Origin of the sequence: Chryseobacterium taklimakanense, assembly GCF_900187185.1 — a bacterium.
GTDB lineage: Bacteria > Bacteroidota > Bacteroidia > Flavobacteriales > Weeksellaceae > Planobacterium > Planobacterium taklimakanense.
In genome coordinates, this window is sequence record NZ_LT906465.1 from 1,770,903 (window position 1) to 1,790,070 (window position 19,168).

Genomic DNA, 19,168 nt, shown 5'->3' on the forward strand with positions numbered 1-19,168 from the left:
AAATATTGTGCATTTTTTCTTAAAAAACTGATTTTTAACGAATTTAGTTTAAACAACGTTTAGCCCAATGAACTTAAAACTTCTTCATCAAATAGTTTTTCATCAATAAAATACTGTATCACAGCCTTTTTCATAAGAAGCGACTGTTCATTTGGTTTTAATTCCGGGATTGGTTCCTTCTCAGTAAAATGCGGAAAACCATCATCGTCGTAATGTGAAAATTCAAAAAATCCGAAGGGCTGCAAAAGCCTGCAAACCGCGATGTGAATGAGATTCACCTTGTCATCCTTGCTGTATTCCTGTTTGCCGGAGCCCAATTCCTGGATCCCGATTAAATATAGAATGGTCTCAATAGGAACATTGGGTTCAGTTCCAAAATTGTCCTGAAAAAACCGGTCAACTATTTTCCAAAGTTCTGATTCATTCATTTTCTTTCAAGTTTTAATAAAAATGCATATTCCAGCGCATCTTCCTTCAGCGATTCGAAACGCCCGCTCGCTCCACCGTGACCGGAACTCATATCTGTTTTGAAGATCAAAATATTGCTGTCGGTTTTCAGGTCGCGAAGTTTCGCTGTCCATTTAGCAGGTTCCCAATACTGCACTTGCGAATCGTGTAACCCTGTGGTGATTAGTATATTGGGATATCTTTTTTGTTCGATGTTGTCGTATGGTGAATACGATTTCATATAATCGTAATATTTCTTCTGATTCGGATTTCCCCATTCGTCATATTCTCCGGTTGTGAGCGGGATCGTGTCGTCCAACATCGTCGTCACCACATCCACAAACGGAACCTGTGCCACAATGCCGTTGAAAAGTTCCGGCTCGAAATTCATCACAGCGCCCATCAAAAGGCCACCGGCACTTCCACCCATCGCGTAAAGGTGTTTTGGTGAGGTATAATTTTCTGTAAATAAATATTTTGCAGCATCGATGAAATCAAAGAAAGTATTCTTTTTATGCAGCATTTTACCATCCTCGTACCAGTCCCGGCCAAGATATTCTCCACCGCGGATGTGGGCAATCGCATAGATAAATCCACGGTCGAGAAGCGAAAGCCTTACGTTCGAGAAACTCGCGTCTACGGTATGTCCGTAACTTCCGTAGCCGTATAACAACAATGGCGTTTCCGCTGATTTCACCGTATTTTTATGGTAAACTAAAGAAACCGGGATTTTTTTTCCGTCGCGCGCTGGCGCCCAAATCCGTTCTGAAATATAATTTTCCTGAAAAAATTTTCCGCCCAAAACCTCCTGCTGTTTTAAGATTTTGGATGTTTTTTCCTTCATGTCAAATTCCAGGGTGGCGCTTGGCCGGGTCATTGAGGTATAACCATAGCGTAATTTTTCTGTGTCAAATTCCAGATTCAACCCAATATAAGCTGTATAGGTGGGGTCGGAAAACGGAATATAATACGATTCTCCGGAATGGGTTTCAATAATCCTGATTTGAAGGAGTCCTTGATTTCTTTCCTCCAGAACCAGATAATTTTTAAAGATTTCAAAACCTTCAAGCAGGATGTTTTCGCGGTGCGGAATGACATCTTCCCAATTTTCGATGCCGCAGTTCCCAACTTTTGTTTTTACGAGTTTAAAGTTGGTTGCCCCGTCAGCATTGGTTATGATATAGAATTCATCCTCAAAATGTTCGACGGAATATTCCAGACCGTCTGCTCTTTGCTTAACCACTTTCCACTCTGCAAAAACATCCGCCGCCGGAATAAACCGGTGCTCATCTGAAATGGTGCTTGAGCTGGCAATAAAAATGTATTCTAATGATTTTGTTTTAAAAATATTGACATCAAATGCTTCATTTTTTTCATCAAAAACCAAAACGTCTTCACTGGAATCGGTTCCGATTTTATGGCGGTAAACTTGGAAAGCCCGCAGGTTCTTATCCTTCCTGATATAGAAAACATGCTGGTTGTCGTTCGCCCAAACTGCCTTTCCCGTTGTATTTGGGATTTGGTCCGGAAGAATTTCGCCGGTTATTACATTTTTGATTTGTATGTTGTAAATCCGCCTCCCTACATGATCCGAAGAAAAAGTTGCCAGCTCATTATTTGGGCTCACAGCTACGCTTCCTACTTCAAAAAACTGTTTACCTTCAGCTAAAATATTCACATCAAGAATAATTTCTTCAGGGTTTTCAAGCGTTAGATGTTTTCTGGAAAAAATGGGATATTCGTTGTTGTCCTGATATTTTACGAAATACCAGTATTCATTAAAAAAATACGGAAGCGACTCGTCATCCTTCTTGTAGCGGGCTTTCATTTCCTCAAAGAGTTCGTTCTGCAATTCCTGCGTGTCTTTCATCACGAAGTCGCAGTAGGCATTTTCCTCTTCCAGATATTTCAGGACTTCCGGATTTTCGCGTTCATTCATCCAAAAATAAGAATCCACGCGACGGTCGCCGTGTATTTCCAGGATTTTGTCTGTTTTTTTTGCTTTTGGTGGCTGCATCGTATTTTCTACACTTTAAAAGTAATAAAAAACCATCTTATCCATAGGAAAAGACGGTTTTGTTCAATATTTCTCAACGGTTTACTTACCGTTTCTTATAAATTTCTCAATCGCCATCGTCATGGATGGGGTTTCTTTTGTGGGAGCCATTACATCCACTCTCAGTCCCGACTGTTCTGCAGCATTCTGTGTTGTAGTACCGAAAACTGCGATCTTGGTGTCTCCTTGTTTGAAGTCTTTAAAGTTTTCGTGCAAAGATTTGATTCCCTGCGGGCTGAAGAATACCAGCATATCGTAATCCTTGATTGTGATATCAGAAAGATCGGAACATACGGTTCGGTACATCACTGCTTTGGTCCAGTCAACATTGGCTTTGTCGAGAACAGTAGCAATATCAGAATTCATGATATCAGAAGCCGGCACGAGATATTTTTCGTTCGGGTACTTCTTGAAAAGCGGCAGCAAATCAGCAAAGTTTTTCTCTCCGAAACTGATTTTTCTCTTTCTGTAAACTATATGCTTCTGCAAATAATTGGCAATTGCTTCAGACTGGCAGATATACCTCATGGCATCCGGGACAGCAAAACGCATTTCTTCAGCGAGCCTGAAGTAGTGGTCGATGGCGTTTTTACTCGTGAAGATCACCCCGGTATATTGCGACAGATCAATCTTTTGAGTTCTGAGTTCTTTCGCATCAACACCTTCTACATGAATGAAAGGCCTGAAATCAATCCTGATTTTTTCCTTTTTTGCGATTTCCAGATAAGGTGAAGATTCCGCGGGAGACGGTTGTGAAACTAAAATAGACTTAATTTTTGCCATCAATTTTGTTTTAATAAAAAAGCAATTTCCACAGCGCTAAAACCGGTGCAAATTGCAGCGTGCAAATATACAAAAATTTATAATACCATTCGTTTGGCAGGATGTAGTTGCGGTTGAACGCGTAGAAGAAATTCTTGAAAATGAATATCATAGCAGCTGAAAGTACCGAAATAGCAAATAGCTTTTCGCGGTCAGTATTAAAGTAATAATTCACCATATTGGCGATAATCAGCAGGATAGAAACCGCCATATAGAATTTCGAACTCACAAAATACAGCCGACCCCATTTTTTGTCCTGCCCGATTGAGGAATACAAAAAGAACGTAAAGAAAAACTTGAGGATGTAAAATACCGAAACCGCCAGCAGCGCAAACCCAAATTTATTCAGCGAATAGCCAAAAAAACTGAATTCTTCGATAAATTTTGGCAGTATTGGGATATAGGACGAGATAAAAGTCGCCAGCAAAACAGCGTAGACTACTGAGACAATCAGCCAGGTTGGGAAAATGTTTCCAGAATCAATAAAATTTTGAGTGAAAAACGCGCCAAGTCCCGATTGCCTCTGCAGATACTGCATCACGATTATAAATACCAGTATCGCGCCCAGTATTATGAATATTACCCAATCATTTTGTTGTGCCAGTCTTACCAAAGGTAAATTTTTTGCAAAAATAAGAATTATTCAGCCCGAAAAAAACAAAGCAAAATAGATTATCTTTGCACCCGAAATGAAGAAACTCGTCATCATCCCTACTTACAACGAGAAAGAAAATATAGAAACCATCATCACTGCTGTTTTTGGGCTGAATGATGATTTCCATATTTTGGTCGTTGACGATTCCTCACCCGACGGAACCGCGGAAATTGTAAAAAAATTGCAGCAGAAACATCCCGGTTTTCTTCATCTAACTGTTAGAAGAGTAAAGGACGGCCTCGGGAAAGCCTACATCCACGGATTTAAATGGGCCATTGACAAAGGTTACGACTACATTTTCGAAATGGATGCAGATTTTTCGCACAATCCGAATGATTTGCCCAAACTTTATGAAGCCTGTAAAAACGCTGATATGTCGGTGGGTTCCCGGTATTCACAGGGTGTAAATGTGGTGAACTGGCCCATGGGGAGGGTTTTGCTTTCTTATTTTGCTTCGAGATATGTGCGTTTCGTGCTGGGAATTCCGGTTTACGATACCACTGCCGGTTTTGTTTGTTTTAAAAGGGAAACGCTGCAAAAAATAGGATTGGACAAAATAAAACTGAAAGGTTACGGTTTTCAGGTTGAAATGAAATACCGCGTTTTCCAGAAAGGAATGAAAATCGTGGAAGTGCCGATCATTTTCACCAACAGGTTATTGGGTGAAAGCAAGATGAATGGCGGAATTATCGGAGAAGCCATCTTCGGAATCCTGAAGCTCCGCTGGAAATCATTAATCGGAAAATTATGAAAAAACTGATTTTTCTTTTTGTGCTGATTTTGTTTTCGTGCAAAGATTCAAAACCGGTCAACCGTCCTAATAACCTTATCGAAAAGGATAAAATGGCCGCGCTCATTGCCGATTTTGCAATCAGTGACCAAATGGGCATGATGAATCCCAGCGGAAATCTGGATACCAGCGCAAGATTTATTCTGAATAAGCACGCCGTTACTGCAAAACAGTTTACAGAAAGCTACGAATATTACCTTAGCTCACCCGCAACCGTAAGAGATATCTTGGAAGAAGCCCAGGACATCATAAAGTCCCAGGATGCGGATGCAGAGAAGTTTATTGATAAAAAATTGAAGGAAATTGGCAATACTGTGCCGCCTTCAGCACGATAAAATTTATGGAAAAGAAGTTTTTTGAAATAGAAAAAACCACGGAAAGCAAAGCCAGAGCCGGCGTAATCACGACCGACCACGGGCAGGTTCAGACGCCGATTTTTATGCCGGTAGGAACCGTGGCGTCCGTAAAAACCGTGCATCAGCGTGAATTGAAGGAGGACATCAAGGCACAGATTATTCTTGGCAACACTTACCACCTTTACCTCCGTCCGAAAATGGATGTGATGCAGGAAGCCGGCGGGTTACATAAATTCATGAACTGGGATTTGCCGATTCTCACCGATTCCGGCGGTTACCAGGTTTTTTCGCTTTCAGATACCAGAAAAATCACCGAAGAAGGTTCGAAATTCAAATCGCATATCGACGGCAGTTATCATTTTATTTCTCCTGAAAAATCCATGGAAATACAAAGACAGATCGGGGGAGATATTTTTATGGCGTTCGATGAGTGTACGCCCTATCCATGCGAATACAACCAAGCTAAGGAATCGATGGAAATGACGCACCGCTGGCTTAAAAGATGTATCAAGTGGTGCGATGAAAATCCTGAAATTTACGGCCACAGGCAAAGGCTTTTCCCTATTGTGCAGGGTTCAACCTATTCGGATTTAAGAAAGATTTCTGCGGAATTTATTTCAGAACAGAATGCTGAAGGAAACGCGATCGGTGGACTTTCCGTGGGCGAACCGGAAGATGAAATGTACCGGATTACCAATGAAGTTACTGACATTTTGCCGATCGAAAAACCAAGATATCTGATGGGCGTCGGAACTCCGTGGAACATTCTGGAAAGCATTGGTTTGGGCGTAGATATGATGGATTGCGTGATGCCAACCAGAAATGCCAGAAACGGAATGCTCTTCACGTGGCAAGGCGTCATCAATATCAAAAATGAAAAATGGAAGAACGATTTTTCGCAGCTGGATGAGTTTGGGACGAGTTTTGTGGACAGGGAATATTCCAAAGCTTACGTACGGCACCTTTTCGTTTCCAGGGAATATCTTGCGAAACAAATCGCCTCAATCCATAATCTTGCGTTTTACCTGGACTTGGTGCGTGTAGCGAGAGAGCATATTTTGGCAGGAGATTTCTATCAGTGGAAAGATTCTGTGGTCCCTGTATTAAGACACAGGCTTTAAAATTTTTATTTTTATCAATAGTTATTATTTTTAAGAATGCCAATAATTGACCGCTACATCATCAAAAAATTCCTGGGTACACTCGGGTTTATGCTGCTGTTGCTGTCAATCATCGTTGTGGTGATCGATGTGCAGAGTAAATCACCGCGTATCGAAGGCAACGGTTTTACGGTAGGATATTTTCTCGTACATTTTTATCCGTTCTGGATGATTTACCTGGTCATCACTTTCATGTCGATTCTTGTTTTCATCTCGGTTATTTATTTTACTTCCAGGATGGCGAATAATACTGAGATTGTAGCCATTATCAGCAGTGGCGCCAGTTTTCACCGTTTTGCAAGGCCATATTTCATCGCTTCGGCGATTATCGCGCTGTTTGCGCTTGCCACCAATCATTTTATTTTGCCGTGGGCTAATGTGCAGAAAAACAAGCTCGAAGTTTATACCTACAGCGAAGGCAACCGGGAGAAAATATTAGGAAATGTGGAGATTGCAACCCAGCTTTCACCTACTGAATATATTTTCATCAACAATTACAACCGGAAGGAGAAGCGCGGTTCTAGTTTTCTTTTTCAGAAATTTGATAAAAACCGGAAGCTGATCGAAGAAACTTCAGCTAACGAGATTTTTTGGGACGCTAAAAAGAAGAAATTCACCATTAGCGCCTATCTGCATAGAAAAGCTTCAGTAAACGAATCTGAAATTCTTACCAACGGCGATACCAAAGACCTGGATTTCGGCCATTCGCCGGAAGAGCTTTTCCCAGATGAGCTCTTGGGGCAGACTAAGACCACGCCCGAACTTCTGAAACTCATCCGCCAGGAAAAAGAAAAAGGCAACAAAAACCTGAATTTCTTCCTTAATGAGCTTTATCAGCGGACTTCGATGCCGGTTTCCATCATTGTGCTGTCGATTCTGGCCTTGTCGCTTTCATCACAAAAGAAGCGTGGTGGGCTTGGTGCGAACCTCGCTATCGGGATTTCGCTGGCGTTCATTTTCGTTTTTTCTTTTGAGGTCTTAAAGGTGGTTTCCGAGAACAATACCATTTCACCACTGCTCGCGATGTGGCTTCCCAACATCATTTTTGCACCGCTGGCTGCATTTCTTTATTTTAAAAGAGCCAATCAGTAAAGGAGTTCAATTTCTTTGTTGTTGAATTTTTGCAAACCGTCTTTTTCCATGTCTATCCAGAGAAAACCATTTTCGTCAGCGTATTTTATTATGCCATTTTGTCGCACGCCATTCAGTTGAAAAACAGAAATCTTATTTTTACGGAACAAATTTTCATTAAAATCTTCCAGAATGTCTTCTGCTGAATGCTCATTTTGAAATGAGGAGCAGAAATGAGTGTGAAGTTTTGCCGTAAAGTCTTCAAGGTCAAATCGCTGCTGAGTTTGCGTCAATATGGAGCCTGCCTTCGGCAATCCGGAGAAATCAGTCTGTAAAATATTGATTCCGATGCCCGCGATGTAATAGTCTTCACCCTCAATTTTCTGTTTTTCAATCAGCATTCCGGAAACTTTTTTACCATTAATGATAATATCGTTGGGCCACTTCGTTTCAACACTGTTTTTGGTCAATTTGGCAATAAAATCCCGCAAAATCGAGGCGGTACGAAAATTGAATAAACTACCGGAAATCTGAAAATCCCGAACTTTCAGAGCGATGCTGTAAGCAAGGTTGCGATCTTTGTTGGTTTTCCACGTGTTTCCATACTGGCCTCTGCCATTGATTTGGTTAAATGTGTAAACGGCTGCAGGCAAGCGATTTTCCTTTACAAAATAAAGAATTTCGTCGTTGGTCGAGCTGCATTTTTCAAGATAAAAAAGCGGAAACATTTAAGAAAACTTTATGAGTATAAATGCTTAAATTACAGTAGTACAATAAACAAAAAACAATAAATTTGCAGATTATACCTTTTTGAATGAGTAAAAATACACAAAAGCAACAATTAATTGATAAAATCGTAGAAGCGATTCAAGATACAAAAGGTGAAGACATCAAAATCTTTGACCTTTCAAAAATCGAAAATTCCGTGGCAGAAACTTTCATTATCTGCAGCGGAAATTCAAACACCCAGGTGAATGCTATCGCCGGAAACATCGAAAAAAAAGTCCGTAACGAAGTAAAGGAACGACCTTGGCACGTAGAGGGTACCGATAATGCCATGTGGATCCTTATGGATTATGTTTCCGTGGTAGTACACGTATTCCAAAGACAGATCCGTGATTACTATGAGATCGAAGAACTTTGGGGCGATGCTAAAATCACCGCGATAGAAGATATTTTATAACTGATTTTGAGAATAATATATAATGAACAATAAAGGATTTAACTGGTTTTTCCCGATTGCGATCGCTGTGATACTTTTCCTGTTTTTGCAGCCTATGATGTCTAATACGGAAGGCCAAAAAATTGATGAAGAGCAATTTTACCAACTCGTGCAGGAAGGTAAAGTGCAGGAGGTGATGGTGTACAAAGACACCGATAAAGCCGATGTTTACCTGACCAAAGAAGCCAAAACGGCCACAGTACAAAAAACCGAGAACGACAGTATGCCGTTCAATGCATTTCAGTTTACACCATCAGCCGACTATTCACTCACTTTTGGTGATTTAAAATATTTTCAGGAACGCTATAACGAGATTAAAAAAGCCAATCCGAACATCAAAACCAAAATGGAATTCGGACTTGGCAAAAACCCGATTTCAGAACTTCTGTTTTCGGTTCTGATCTGGGTGGCGGTTCTTGGGCTTTTCTATTTCTTCCTTTTCAGAAGAATGAGTGCTGGCGGCGGCGGTCCCGGCGGACAGATTTTCTCTATCGGTAAATCCCGTGCAAAACTCTTTGACGAAAAAGAAAAAGTAAACGTAACTTTCAAAGACGTAGCCGGCCTGGAAGGGGCTAAAGAAGAAGTACAGGAAGTTGTAGATTTTCTTAAAAATTCCGAAAAGTACACCAAATTAGGTGGTAAAATTCCGAAAGGTGTTCTTTTAGTAGGTCCTCCGGGAACGGGTAAAACATTGTTGGCAAAAGCTGTTGCGGGCGAGGCAAAGGTTCCTTTCTTCTCGCTTTCAGGTTCCGATTTCGTTGAAATGTTTGTGGGTGTAGGAGCTTCCAGAGTTCGTGACCTTTTTGCACAGGCGAAGGCAAAATCTCCGGCAATTATTTTTATTGATGAGATTGATGCGATTGGTAGAGCCAGAGGCAGAGGCAACTTTACCGGCGGAAATGATGAAAGAGAAAATACACTGAACCAGCTCCTTACGGAAATGGATGGTTTCGGTACTGATACCAACGTTATCGTAATGGCGGCGACCAACCGTGCCGATATTTTGGATAAAGCCTTGATGAGAGCCGGCCGTTTCGACCGTTCGATTTATGTAGACCTGCCGGAACTCCACGAGAGAAGACAGATTTTTGATGTGCATTTGTCAAAAATAAAACTCGATCCGTCTGTTGACCGCGATTTCCTTTCCAAACAAACGCCGGGCTTCAGCGGTGCTGACATTGCGAATGTTTGTAACGAAGCGGCACTTATCGCAGCAAGAAACAATCACGAAGCCGTAACAAAACAGGACTTCCTTGATGCTGTAGACAGGATTATTGGCGGACTTGAAAAGAAAAATAAAGCCATCAAACCATCAGAAAAAAGACGTGTGGCTTATCATGAAGCCGGTCACGCCGCGATTTCGTGGCTGGTAGAACACGCTGCACCACTTCTAAAAGTAACAATCGTTCCGAGAGGGCGTTCACTAGGTGCTGCATGGTATTTACCGGAAGAGCGCTCACTGACGACTACTGAACAGATGAGCGACGAGCTTTGTGCCACATTAGGCGGTAGAGCTGCGGAACAGACTGTTTTTGGTAATATTTCCACAGGTGCACTTTCTGACCTGGAAAGAGTTACAAAACAGGCTCAGGCGATGGTGACGGTTTATGGTTTAAATGATAAAGTCGGAAATATCTCATACTACGACAGTTCGGGGCAGAGCGAGTACAATTTTGGTAAACCTTATTCCGAAGAAACTGCTAAGACCATCGACCAGGAAATTTCAAAAATTATTGAAACCCAATACCAGAGAGCGTTGAATATCCTTGCAGAAAACCGCCCGAAACTCGATGCGCTTGCTGCAAAACTTCTTGAAAAAGAGGTGATCTTCCGCGAAGATTTGGAGGAAATATTCGGTAAGAGAGCTTGGGATCCGGAACTAACTGAAAACCCGGTTAACGAAAGCCTGAAGGAAGAAGATCCTGATGTGGTGATCGGTCCCGAAAACGGAAATCAATTATAATATTTACAAATCCTGACTTTAATCTAAGATTGAAGTCAGGATTTTAAGTAATATTGTTTTTCAATAAAATATATTTTCTATTTTTGTGTTAATAATTGAATAAAAACCATTGAATAAGTGAGCCTTTTCAAGAAATTTGTAGGTAAAATTCTTAATCAGCCGGAAACGGATGAGGAGAATGATCTGGTAAAACTTGGCGACCAGCTGAAGAATGCTGACCTCGATTATAAGTTTGCCCAGCTCTTCACGCATTCAGGTGGGTTTTTCAATTATTGCCAGGATGAAGCGGAAGCTTTGCAGGTGCTTAACCAAATTGTAAAAATTGAAGACATAAAATCGGTCTTTTGCTGCGATGAGGATTTGAAGAACTTTTTAAATGTCGTGAAAGTTTCTTATACGCCGGAGCTTGAACTTTTCAACGATGCGGCTTTCATTACCTGCGAATACCTTATTGCTTACGACGGCAGAATTATGCTGTCCCACAACAATATCCTGCATTACCACTCATCACGGCTGCCTGAGAAAATTATTATCATGGCCAACGTTTCGCAAATCGTTACTAACTTGGGTGACGCTATGATGAGAGTGAAACGCAGAGGCACGCTAAAAAACCTGACTTCAATCAGCGGAAACCAGTCTAAACTCGATACTCCGAACAAAGACAATACAAAACTTTTCTTACTTTTGCTCGAAGATTAAACCTACGGGTTTACTTTTCTTTAATAAATAAAAGTTTTGGACAAAAATTTACTTCAGCGCCTTATTTCAGGATTTTTTTACGGATTAGTGATTGTTTTGTGCACCACACCTTTAGGCGCAGAATATATCGGTAAAGTTTTCCCGGACATCAAACAGTACCAGCTTTACTACGGAATGATTACGTTCTTTATGCTGGTCGGCATCTGGGAATGCATCCGAATCATGAAATTCGGCAAAGGCTGGGAACGTTTTGCGGTGATTCCGGTTTCAATGTACGTGTTTTATCTCTTTTCCAAAAGATATTTCATGCAAGGGTTTTCCTATAACTTTAATCTTTCGGAATTTTTAGCACTTTTTCTCATTGTAATTGCGGCAGTTACGCTTTTCAGGTTTAAAGACGAGCTCTATTTCGAAAGTGGCAAACTCATTTTCACCGTGATTTATGTACCGCTGACTTTCGGCTTTGCGTTGGGTTTGCCTGAATTCAGCGCGGAAGGTTATTTTTCACTGGAAGTTTTTATGCTTTTTGTGCTTATCTGGAGCAGCGATTCTTTTGCCTATTTCAGCGGCAGGCTTTTTGGGAAACACAAAATGGCGCCGAAAATTTCACCTAAAAAAACCTGGGAAGGCTTCGCGGGCGGCGTGATTCTGACTTTGATTCTGGGATTTTTTATCGAAAAATATTATCCTGAGCTGCGCGGCAACTGGATGGTGGTTGGGTTTTTAGTATCCGTTTTTGCACCACTGGGAGATTTGGTAGAAAGTCAGCTGAAGCGCAATTTCGGCGTGAAAGACAGCGGTAATATCATCCCCGGGCACGGTGGGATTCTCGACCGTCTCGACAGTTTCATTATTTGTGCGCCGGTTGTATATTTGTACTTTATTTTAGAAAATATAATTTAAGACTATGAAACTTCACCGGGAATCTAAAGGAACCATAATCGTCGCAAGCGTACTGTTTGCTGTGCTGGCGTTTCTTGCTGTTTATTACCTTAAGGAATGGTCGCTGTTGGTCATTGTGCCGCTTCTCGTGATTTATGGTTTGGTTTTCTGGTTTTTCCGTGTGCCGGACCGTGAAATCCTGGATCATAAAGAAAATGTCATTGCGCCTGTTGACGGTAAAGTGGTGATGATAAAAGAGGTTGAGGAAAACGAATTCCTGAAAGAAAAAGCCATCCAGATATCTATTTTTATGTCGCCGCTCAATGTGCATATTTGCCGCTTTCCAGTTTCCGGAAAAGTGATTTATAAAAAATACCATCCCGGGAAATATCTTGTCGCGTGGCACGAAAAATCCTCTACCGAAAACGAAAGAACTACTGTTGCTGTAGAAAGTTTAACAGGCCATAAAGTGGTGTTTCGCCAAATTGCTGGTTATGTGGCAAGACGAATAGTTTTCTACTGTAACGAGGGTGATGCTGCAAAAGCCGGCCATGAATTCGGTTTTATAAAGTTCGGCTCGCGGATGGATGTTTTTCTTCCTTTAGATTCAGAAATTATCTGCAAAATCGGGGATAAAACTACCGGCGGAATCGATGTAATTGCTAAAATGAGAGAATAATCTGAATTTTATTTTTCATAAATTGCTCCTGATTATTTTGGGAGCATTTTTTTATGACTGGAAAAATAAAGAGGTTTTCAGCCTTTTTACTGAAAAAGAAGATTTCGATAACGTTAAAGAAAATATAGAAAGCAGCATCCCTTTCAAGGGCACGAACCTGTGGGTTCTTATTTTTGCTGTTTTTATTGCCAGCCTTGGGCTCAATGTGAATTCAACAGCTGTAATAATCGGGGCGATGCTTATTTCACCTCTTATGGGGCCCATTATGGGGATCGGCTTTTCCGTAGCAATTAGCAAACCTATGATGCTGCAATTTTCTCTGAAAAATTTTGCTTTTGCAACTCTTACTGGTTTGGCAACCTCTACACTATATTTCCTGATTTCTCCCTTAAGCGAAGCCCATTCCGAAATACTCGCCCGTACTTCTCCCAATATTTATGATGTACTGATTGCTTTTTTTGGCGGCTGTGCGGGGATGATCGCAAACGGAAGCCGCCTAAAGGGAAATGTAATTCCGGGTGTGGCTATTGCAACAGCTCTAATGCCACCTTTGTGCACGGCAGGTTTCGGTTTGGCCACAGGCCAGTGGGGTTATTTTTCCGGAGCACTTTATTTATATATCATCAATACGGTTTTTATAGCATCATCAACCTTCTTGGTGGTAAAGATTCTGAATTTTCCAAAATATCATTTCACAGAATCCAAAACTGAAAAAAAATGGAACATCATTATGTGGTTTATTATTGTCATCACTTTAGTTCCCAGTATTTGGTTCGGCTATTTAATGATTAAAAAAAATAATTTTGAACAAAATGCCAACCGCTTTATAACCCGTGAAGCTACGTTCCCCAACAACTTTCTGCTGGCAAAGAAAATAAATTTTGAAAAAAACCAGATCGAACTTATTTATGGAGGGCAAAAACTCAGCGAGGAAGACTTTTCACAACTCATCAGAAAGGCTGTTAAATACGAGCTTATGGGAACTAAAATAATTGTGAAACAGGGTTTTAATTTTGTTCAGAATAATGATAAAAATCTGGAACTGAACAAGCCCAATTCCCTGGAACAGGATAACATCCGTAAAATGATAAAAATTCAGGATAGCATCACCAGGGAGCAAAAACTTTCAAAAGAAATTTTCGAAGAACTGAGACTCTTCGATGAACGGGTATCTGGCTTTTCATTTTCCAATGTTAAAATTGAAAACAACTCAGAACCTGCAAACTCAAAAGTGGTTTTGGTAATTTCAGATGAAAAATTTTCTGCTAAGCAGCAGGCAGCTATTTCGGAATTTTTGAAAATAAGGCTGAAAGATGCTGATCTCAATATTAATTTTCAGCAAAGAGAAAATTAGCCGAAATTCTGAAGATCTACCAGTTTTCTGTACACGCCGTTTTTATCAAAAAGTTCGGAATGCGTGCCCTGCTCAACAATATTACCGCGTTCCATCACCACAATTAAGTCTGCTTTTTGAATGGTGGAAAGCCTGTGGGCAATCACTAGCGACGTGCGGTTTTCCATCATGTGCTCCAGTGCATCCTGTACCAGCCTTTCACTTTCAGTGTCGAGTGCGGAAGTAGCTTCGTCCAGAATCATAATTGGTGGATTTTTCAGGACTGCTCGTGCGATGGAAACCCTTTGTTTTTGTCCTCCGGAAAGTTTACCGCCATCATCACCAATATTGGTATCATAACCCTCTGGAAACTGTGAAATGAAAAGATCAGCATTTGCAATTTTTGAAGCTGCAATCACCTCTTCTTTGCTGGCGTCGGGTCTACCCATCAGGATATTGTTGTAAACGGAATCATTGAACAGGACAGATTCCTGGGTAACCATTCCCAGAAGGTGCCGGTACTGTTCCAGATGCAGTTCTTTGATATTGGTCCCGTCTATCAGGATTTCACCTTCCTTCACATCATAAAAACGTGCCAAAAGATTGGCGACCGTCGTTTTACCGCTGCCAGACTGGCCTACCAGCGCAACGGTTTTTCCTTTCGGAATCGTGAGGCTGAAATCCTTCAGGATGACATTATCAGGGTCGTAGTGGAAACCAATGTTTTTAAATTCAATTTTTTCCTTTAAATCTGAAATAGGTTTCGGATTAGGGACCTGTTCAACTTTAATATCATAATCTAAAACCTCGGAGACCCTATCCAAGCTCGCCAATCCCCCCTGAATGGAAGAAAAAGCATTGGATAATTTTTTCGCCGGTTCCAAAATCTGGAAAAACATCGCGATGAAAACCAGAAAAGTCTCAGGATCCATCGATTTCTCGTTCAAAATTTGAACTCCGGCAAACCAGGTGATCAAAAGTATGGTTACGGAGCCAAGAAATTCACTCATTGGAGAGGCCATTTCACGGCGCTGGCTCATTCCGATGGCGTGTCTTCTCCAGTTGTCGGTGGTGGTGTTAAACCGGTTTTTCAGGATTTTATCGGCATTGAAAATCTTGATGACCTTGGAAGACTTCAGTGTTTCATCCACCAAAGAAAAAAGGTTTCCCAGTTCTTCCTGTGCAGATGTTGCCTGTTTTTTAAGGCTTTTACCCACAGCAGAAATCAGCCAGCCCATTACCGGAAAAACCAATAATGAAAACATGGTAAGTTTGGGGGAAAGGATAAATAATGTAATCAGCGACGATATAATCATAAACGGCGAGTTCACCACATCCACCAAGGCTCCCATGATGCCACCTTCCACCGCGCTAATGTCGTTGGAAATCCTCGACATCATATCACCTTTTCTTTTTTCAGTAAAAAATGAAACCGGAAGTTTTAGAAATTTATCATACATCGCCGTGCGCAAATCTTTGGTGATTCCCACGCGGTAATTAACCAAAAGAAAAGCACCCAAATACCTGAAAATATTTCTCAGCAAAAATGCAAAAGCGGTAATGGCACAAAGCATAGCCAGCACTTTCACGGCGCCGTAATTATCGATGCTCAGCTGGATTTTATAATACACCCAATCTTTCGCATGATCAAAGAAATCTGCAAACTTTCTGCTGTAGACAGGTTCCTTGGTGGTATCGATCCTTTCCATGGTTCCGAACATCAAACCTAAAATCGGCAGCATTGTGGCTACGGAAAAAATATTAAGGACAGAATAAAGGATATTGAAAAATATGCTTAGGTAAAGGTGTTTCTGATGGGGTTTTGCGAAATGTAAAATACGCTGCAGCGGTTTCATTCAATATGATTAATGGGCAAAAATACGGAAATTAAATATTTTGATTTTTTGACAAAGACAATAAAAAAACAGCCCCAAAATCTGGGACTGTCACACTCAAAAAAAAATCGTTGTAAGGTTACCGAAGTCTGTCTACAGATTTTACAAGCCTCTCATCCCTGCGGATATATACGTTTGCTAAAAACAAACTTACAATCGCCAGGAACGGGAATATTGGCTCAATACCCTTCTCAGGAAAATTAATTCCTCCGGATAAGTTTAGCAGCCAGTAAATCAATACACCAATCAACAAAGCGTTTATGAAGATGCTGATGTTATTCAGCATGATCTGTCTTTTTCTGTTTTTGAAACTGAAAATACTCAGTGCTCCCAGGATCACCAGCGCAGCGCAGGCTATCATCAGCAGCGGAGCGTTACCAAAAGCATCCACATCCTGGCCTGTAATAAACAAAAATACAGGTGCCAAGACTGCAATAAGTAACCAAACCGATTGTATTCTCTGTAACATAGGTGCAAAAATACCATATTTTTTTGCATTTTTCAAAAATTAATGTAGATTTGCACAGATATTGATTCAATAAAGGACAAGTCGCCCGGCTTAACTTTCTTACTCACATACTTTTAACAAATACATTTTACATACACAATTTTATGTTCAACATTGAAATGTTAAGGTCAAAATCCGATGCGGAATTGGCTCTTATACTCAAGGAATTCGGTGTGAAACTGGCTAAAAACAGCACCGATAACGATAAAATCTTTGCAATTCTTGACTTTCAGGCTTCTAATCCTAAAATCGCAAAAGATTTTTTCACTACTACTGAAAACTCTGCCACCGCCACTGCTGAAACTCCAAAACCAACTTCAGCAACCAAAAAGACTCCCGCTAAAAGAACCGCAAAACCCACAGCTGAAAAAACTGAAACGGCTACAGCGGTAAAAGAGGTGGAGCCAAAAACAGAAACTCCTGCTGAAACGGCGGAAACAGAAACGCCGGAACCGGTGCAAAAAAACAAAAGAAGGAGGATAGCAAAACCGGCTGCAGAAACTTCGAACGAAGAAATTCAGCCAGCAACAGAGGAAATCAAAGAGGAAAAAACTGAAGAACCGCAGCCTCAACCTCAACCTCAGCAAAATCAACAGCAGCAGAAAAAGCAACATCCGCAAAACGGAAACAAATCTCACAATAACGGCCACCAAAATTCTAACGGAAACAACGGAAATAATAACGGAAACGGCCAGCAAAAAAATCAGAATCAAAATCAGCAGCAGAACGAACAGGAAAACAAATTCAATTTCGACGGAATTGTAACGATTGAAGGTGTTTTGGAAATCCTGCCGGACAACTATGGTTTCCTGCGTTCATCGGATTTTTCATATATCTCTTCTCCTGATGATGTTTATGTTTCTACAGCACAGATCAGAAATTATGGTTTGAAAACCGGTGACACTGTGAAAGGTATCGTCCGTTTGCCAAAAGAAGGGGAAAAATATTTCTCACTTCAGAAACCTTTGGAAGTGAATGGCAGAGATCTGGATTTCATCAAAGACCGTGTGGCTTTCGAATATTTAACGCCGCTTTTTCCGGAAGAAAAATTCAACCTGGCCGGCAAAGGGGCAACAGTTTCTACCAGAGTCGTAGATTTATTTGCGCCGATTGGTAAAGGGCAGAGAGCAATGATTGTGGCACAGCCTAAAACAGGGAAGACGATGTTGCTGAAAGACATTGCGAACGCGATTTCTGCAAACCACCCGGAAGCGTATATGATGGTTCTTCTAATCGATGAAAGACCTGAAGAAGTTACCGACATGGAGCGAAGTGTGAATGCAGAAGTAATCGCGTCAACGTTTGATGAAGCGGCCGACAAACACGTGAAAGTGGCCAATTTAGTTTTGGCAAAGGCCCAGAGAATGGTAGAATGTGGCCACGATGTCGTGATTTTACTTGATTCCATTACAAGGTTGGCGAGAGCTTACAATACCGTCACACCAGCTTCAGGAAAAGTGCTTTCGGGAGGTGTGGATGCCAATGCGCTTCATAAACCGAAGAGATTCTTCGGTGCGGCCAGAAATATTGAAGGCGGCGGTTCACTGACCATTATTGCAACAGCACTGATCGATACAGGTTCAAAAATGGATGAAGTAATTTTCGAGGAATTTAAAGGAACCGGAAATATGGAGCTTCAACTCGACAGGAAAATCGCCAATAAGCGTGTTTATCCTGCAATCGATCTGGTTGCATCAAGCACGAGACGCGACGATTTGCTGCACAACGAATCTACGATGCAGAGAATGTGGATCTTCAGAAAGTATCTTTCTGACATGAATCCTGTGGAAGCGATGGAATTTGTAGAGAAAAACATAAAAGGATCCTTGAGCAACGAAGAATTCCTGATGTCTATGAATAAATAGATGTATAGTTCGACAAAGAATTTCATATATAAACCGTTTCCTTAAGGAGCGGTTTTTTTTACTTACAAAATTCAGTTCGCTCAGTTTTATAATTAATTTAAGAAAATTTATAACGAAGAAATTTTTTTTAAATGCTATCTTTGGGAAACTTTAAAAACAAATAGTATTATGGCATTTGAATTACCAAAACTAGGCTATGCTTACGACGCGCTTGAACCAACCATTGATGCAGCAACAATGGAAATTCACCACACAAAGCACCACCAGGCGTATATTGACAATTTGAATAAAGCAATTGCAGGAACAGAACTTGAAGGCAAAACCATAGAAGAAATCTGCAAAACAGGAACTGATAAAGCTGCAGTAAGAAATAACGGAGGTGGACACTTCAACCATACACTTTTCTGGGAAATTTTAACTCCGGGCGGAAGCAAAGAACCAGTAGGAAAAGTAAAAGAAGCTTTGGAAGCGTTCGGCGGAATGGAAAAATTTAAAACTGATTTCGCTGAAGCTGCTAAAACAAGATTCGGCTCAGGCTGGGCTTGGCTTTGCAAGAAAGAGGACGGTTCAGTAACAGTTTGTTCAACACCGAATCAGGACAATCCTTTGATGCCGGTTTCTGACTGCCAGGGAACACCAATTTTAGGACTGGATGTTTGGGAACACGCTTATTACCTAAAATATCAGAATAAAAGACCAGATTATGTAACGGCCTTTTTTGATGTCATCAACTGGGATAAAGTTGAAGAACTTTACAACAAATAA

At 40.9% G+C, this 19,168-nt stretch carries 19 protein-coding genes; 12 read left to right on the plus strand and 7 right to left on the minus strand.

Features of this window, described 5'->3' with window-relative positions; translation table 11 throughout:
• Positions 1–59 precede the first annotated feature (59 nt).
• From CKV81_RS08430 to CKV81_RS08445, 4 genes are all read right to left on the minus strand, one after another.
• Positions 60–428: a hypothetical protein gene (locus CKV81_RS08430; protein WP_095072346.1), complete on the minus strand. Its 369-nt coding sequence runs from the start codon at positions 426–428 to the stop codon at positions 60–62.
• Positions 425–2,464, minus strand: coding sequence for a S9 family peptidase (locus CKV81_RS08435; protein WP_095072348.1), 2,040 nt, complete (start codon positions 2,462–2,464; stop codon positions 425–427). The genes CKV81_RS08430 and CKV81_RS08435 overlap by 4 nt, the downstream gene beginning before the upstream one ends.
• An 81-nt stretch (positions 2,465–2,545) precedes the next feature.
• A complete protein-coding gene (locus CKV81_RS08440; protein WP_095072350.1) occupies positions 2,546–3,286 on the minus strand; it encodes a uroporphyrinogen-III synthase in 741 nt (246 codons plus the stop codon).
• A gap of 10 nt (positions 3,287–3,296) precedes the next feature.
• Entirely contained in the window at positions 3,297–3,938 is a 642-nt protein-coding gene (locus CKV81_RS08445) for a DUF4271 domain-containing protein (RefSeq protein ID WP_258454036.1), read from the minus strand.
• A 76-nt stretch (positions 3,939–4,014) separates the two neighbouring features.
• Between CKV81_RS08445 and CKV81_RS08450 the strand changes: the two genes are divergently transcribed.
• Genes CKV81_RS08450 through CKV81_RS08465 form a run of 4 tightly spaced genes read left to right on the plus strand, consistent with a single transcriptional unit; the run spans position 4,015 to position 7,378 of the window.
• Positions 4,015–4,731 carry a polyprenol monophosphomannose synthase gene (locus tag CKV81_RS08450; protein ID WP_095072352.1) on the plus strand — a complete coding sequence of 239 codons (717 nt, stop codon included), beginning with the start codon at positions 4,015–4,017 and terminating at the stop codon, positions 4,729–4,731.
• Positions 4,728–5,105 (plus strand): DUF4296 domain-containing protein, encoded by a 378-nt coding sequence (locus CKV81_RS08455; protein ID WP_095072354.1) that lies wholly within the window; start codon positions 4,728–4,730, stop codon positions 5,103–5,105. Before CKV81_RS08450 ends, CKV81_RS08455 begins: the two co-directional genes overlap by 4 nt.
• Before the next feature lie 5 nt (positions 5,106–5,110).
• On the plus strand, positions 5,111–6,247 hold the full coding sequence (tgt, locus tag CKV81_RS08460; protein ID WP_095072356.1) for a tRNA guanosine(34) transglycosylase Tgt: 1,137 nt from the start codon (positions 5,111–5,113) through the stop codon (positions 6,245–6,247).
• 36 nt (positions 6,248–6,283) lie between these two features.
• Positions 6,284–7,378 carry an LptF/LptG family permease gene (locus CKV81_RS08465; RefSeq protein ID WP_095072358.1) on the plus strand — a complete coding sequence of 365 codons (1,095 nt, stop codon included), beginning with the start codon at positions 6,284–6,286 and terminating at the stop codon, positions 7,376–7,378.
• On the opposite strand, the gene CKV81_RS08470 is transcribed toward CKV81_RS08465, so the two are convergent.
• Positions 7,372–8,085 (minus strand): biotin--[acetyl-CoA-carboxylase] ligase, encoded by a 714-nt coding sequence (locus tag CKV81_RS08470; RefSeq protein WP_095072360.1) that lies wholly within the window; start codon positions 8,083–8,085, stop codon positions 7,372–7,374. The two genes, CKV81_RS08465 and CKV81_RS08470, sit on opposite strands and share 7 nt — an antisense overlap.
• Before the next feature lie 86 nt (positions 8,086–8,171).
• Here CKV81_RS08470 and rsfS point away from each other — a divergent pair, with 86 nt between their 5' ends.
• From rsfS to CKV81_RS08500, 6 genes are all read left to right on the plus strand, one after another.
• Positions 8,172–8,540, plus strand: a complete 369-nt coding sequence (gene rsfS, locus CKV81_RS08475) for a ribosome silencing factor (protein WP_095072362.1) — start codon at positions 8,172–8,174, stop codon at positions 8,538–8,540.
• A gap of 22 nt (positions 8,541–8,562) precedes the next feature.
• Complete coding sequence (ftsH, locus tag CKV81_RS08480; protein WP_095072364.1) at positions 8,563–10,542, plus strand: ATP-dependent zinc metalloprotease FtsH; 1,980 nt, start codon at positions 8,563–8,565, stop codon at positions 10,540–10,542.
• A gap of 117 nt (positions 10,543–10,659) precedes the next feature.
• Positions 10,660–11,241, plus strand: coding sequence for an LUD domain-containing protein (locus CKV81_RS08485; RefSeq protein WP_095072366.1), 582 nt, complete (start codon positions 10,660–10,662; stop codon positions 11,239–11,241).
• Positions 11,242–11,277: 36 nt separating this feature from the next.
• Entirely contained in the window at positions 11,278–12,144 is an 867-nt protein-coding gene (locus tag CKV81_RS08490) for a phosphatidate cytidylyltransferase (protein WP_095072368.1), read from the plus strand.
• A 4-nt stretch (positions 12,145–12,148) separates the two neighbouring features.
• Positions 12,149–12,802, plus strand: coding sequence for a phosphatidylserine decarboxylase family protein (locus CKV81_RS08495; protein WP_095072370.1), 654 nt, complete (start codon positions 12,149–12,151; stop codon positions 12,800–12,802).
• Between the two features lie 22 nt (positions 12,803–12,824).
• Positions 12,825–14,156 (plus strand): DUF389 domain-containing protein, encoded by a 1,332-nt coding sequence (locus CKV81_RS08500; RefSeq protein WP_258454044.1) that lies wholly within the window; start codon positions 12,825–12,827, stop codon positions 14,154–14,156.
• Here CKV81_RS08500 and CKV81_RS08505 read toward each other — a convergent pair.
• Both CKV81_RS08505 and CKV81_RS08510 read right to left on the minus strand, forming a co-directional pair.
• Positions 14,153–15,991, minus strand: coding sequence for an ABC transporter ATP-binding protein (locus CKV81_RS08505; RefSeq protein ID WP_095072372.1), 1,839 nt, complete (start codon positions 15,989–15,991; stop codon positions 14,153–14,155). The genes CKV81_RS08500 and CKV81_RS08505 overlap by 4 nt on opposite strands.
• A gap of 118 nt (positions 15,992–16,109) precedes the next feature.
• Positions 16,110–16,499: a DUF4293 domain-containing protein gene (locus CKV81_RS08510; RefSeq protein WP_095072374.1), complete on the minus strand. Its 390-nt coding sequence runs from the start codon at positions 16,497–16,499 to the stop codon at positions 16,110–16,112.
• A gap of 143 nt (positions 16,500–16,642) precedes the next feature.
• On the opposite strand from CKV81_RS08510, the gene rho reads away from it, so the two are divergent.
• Together rho and CKV81_RS08520 are read left to right on the plus strand one after the other, a co-directional pair.
• Positions 16,643–18,403: a transcription termination factor Rho gene (gene rho, locus CKV81_RS08515; protein ID WP_095072375.1), complete on the plus strand. Its 1,761-nt coding sequence runs from the start codon at positions 16,643–16,645 to the stop codon at positions 18,401–18,403.
• Positions 18,404–18,571: 168 nt separating this feature from the next.
• Positions 18,572–19,168 (plus strand): superoxide dismutase, encoded by a 597-nt coding sequence (locus CKV81_RS08520; RefSeq protein ID WP_095072377.1) that lies wholly within the window; start codon positions 18,572–18,574, stop codon positions 19,166–19,168.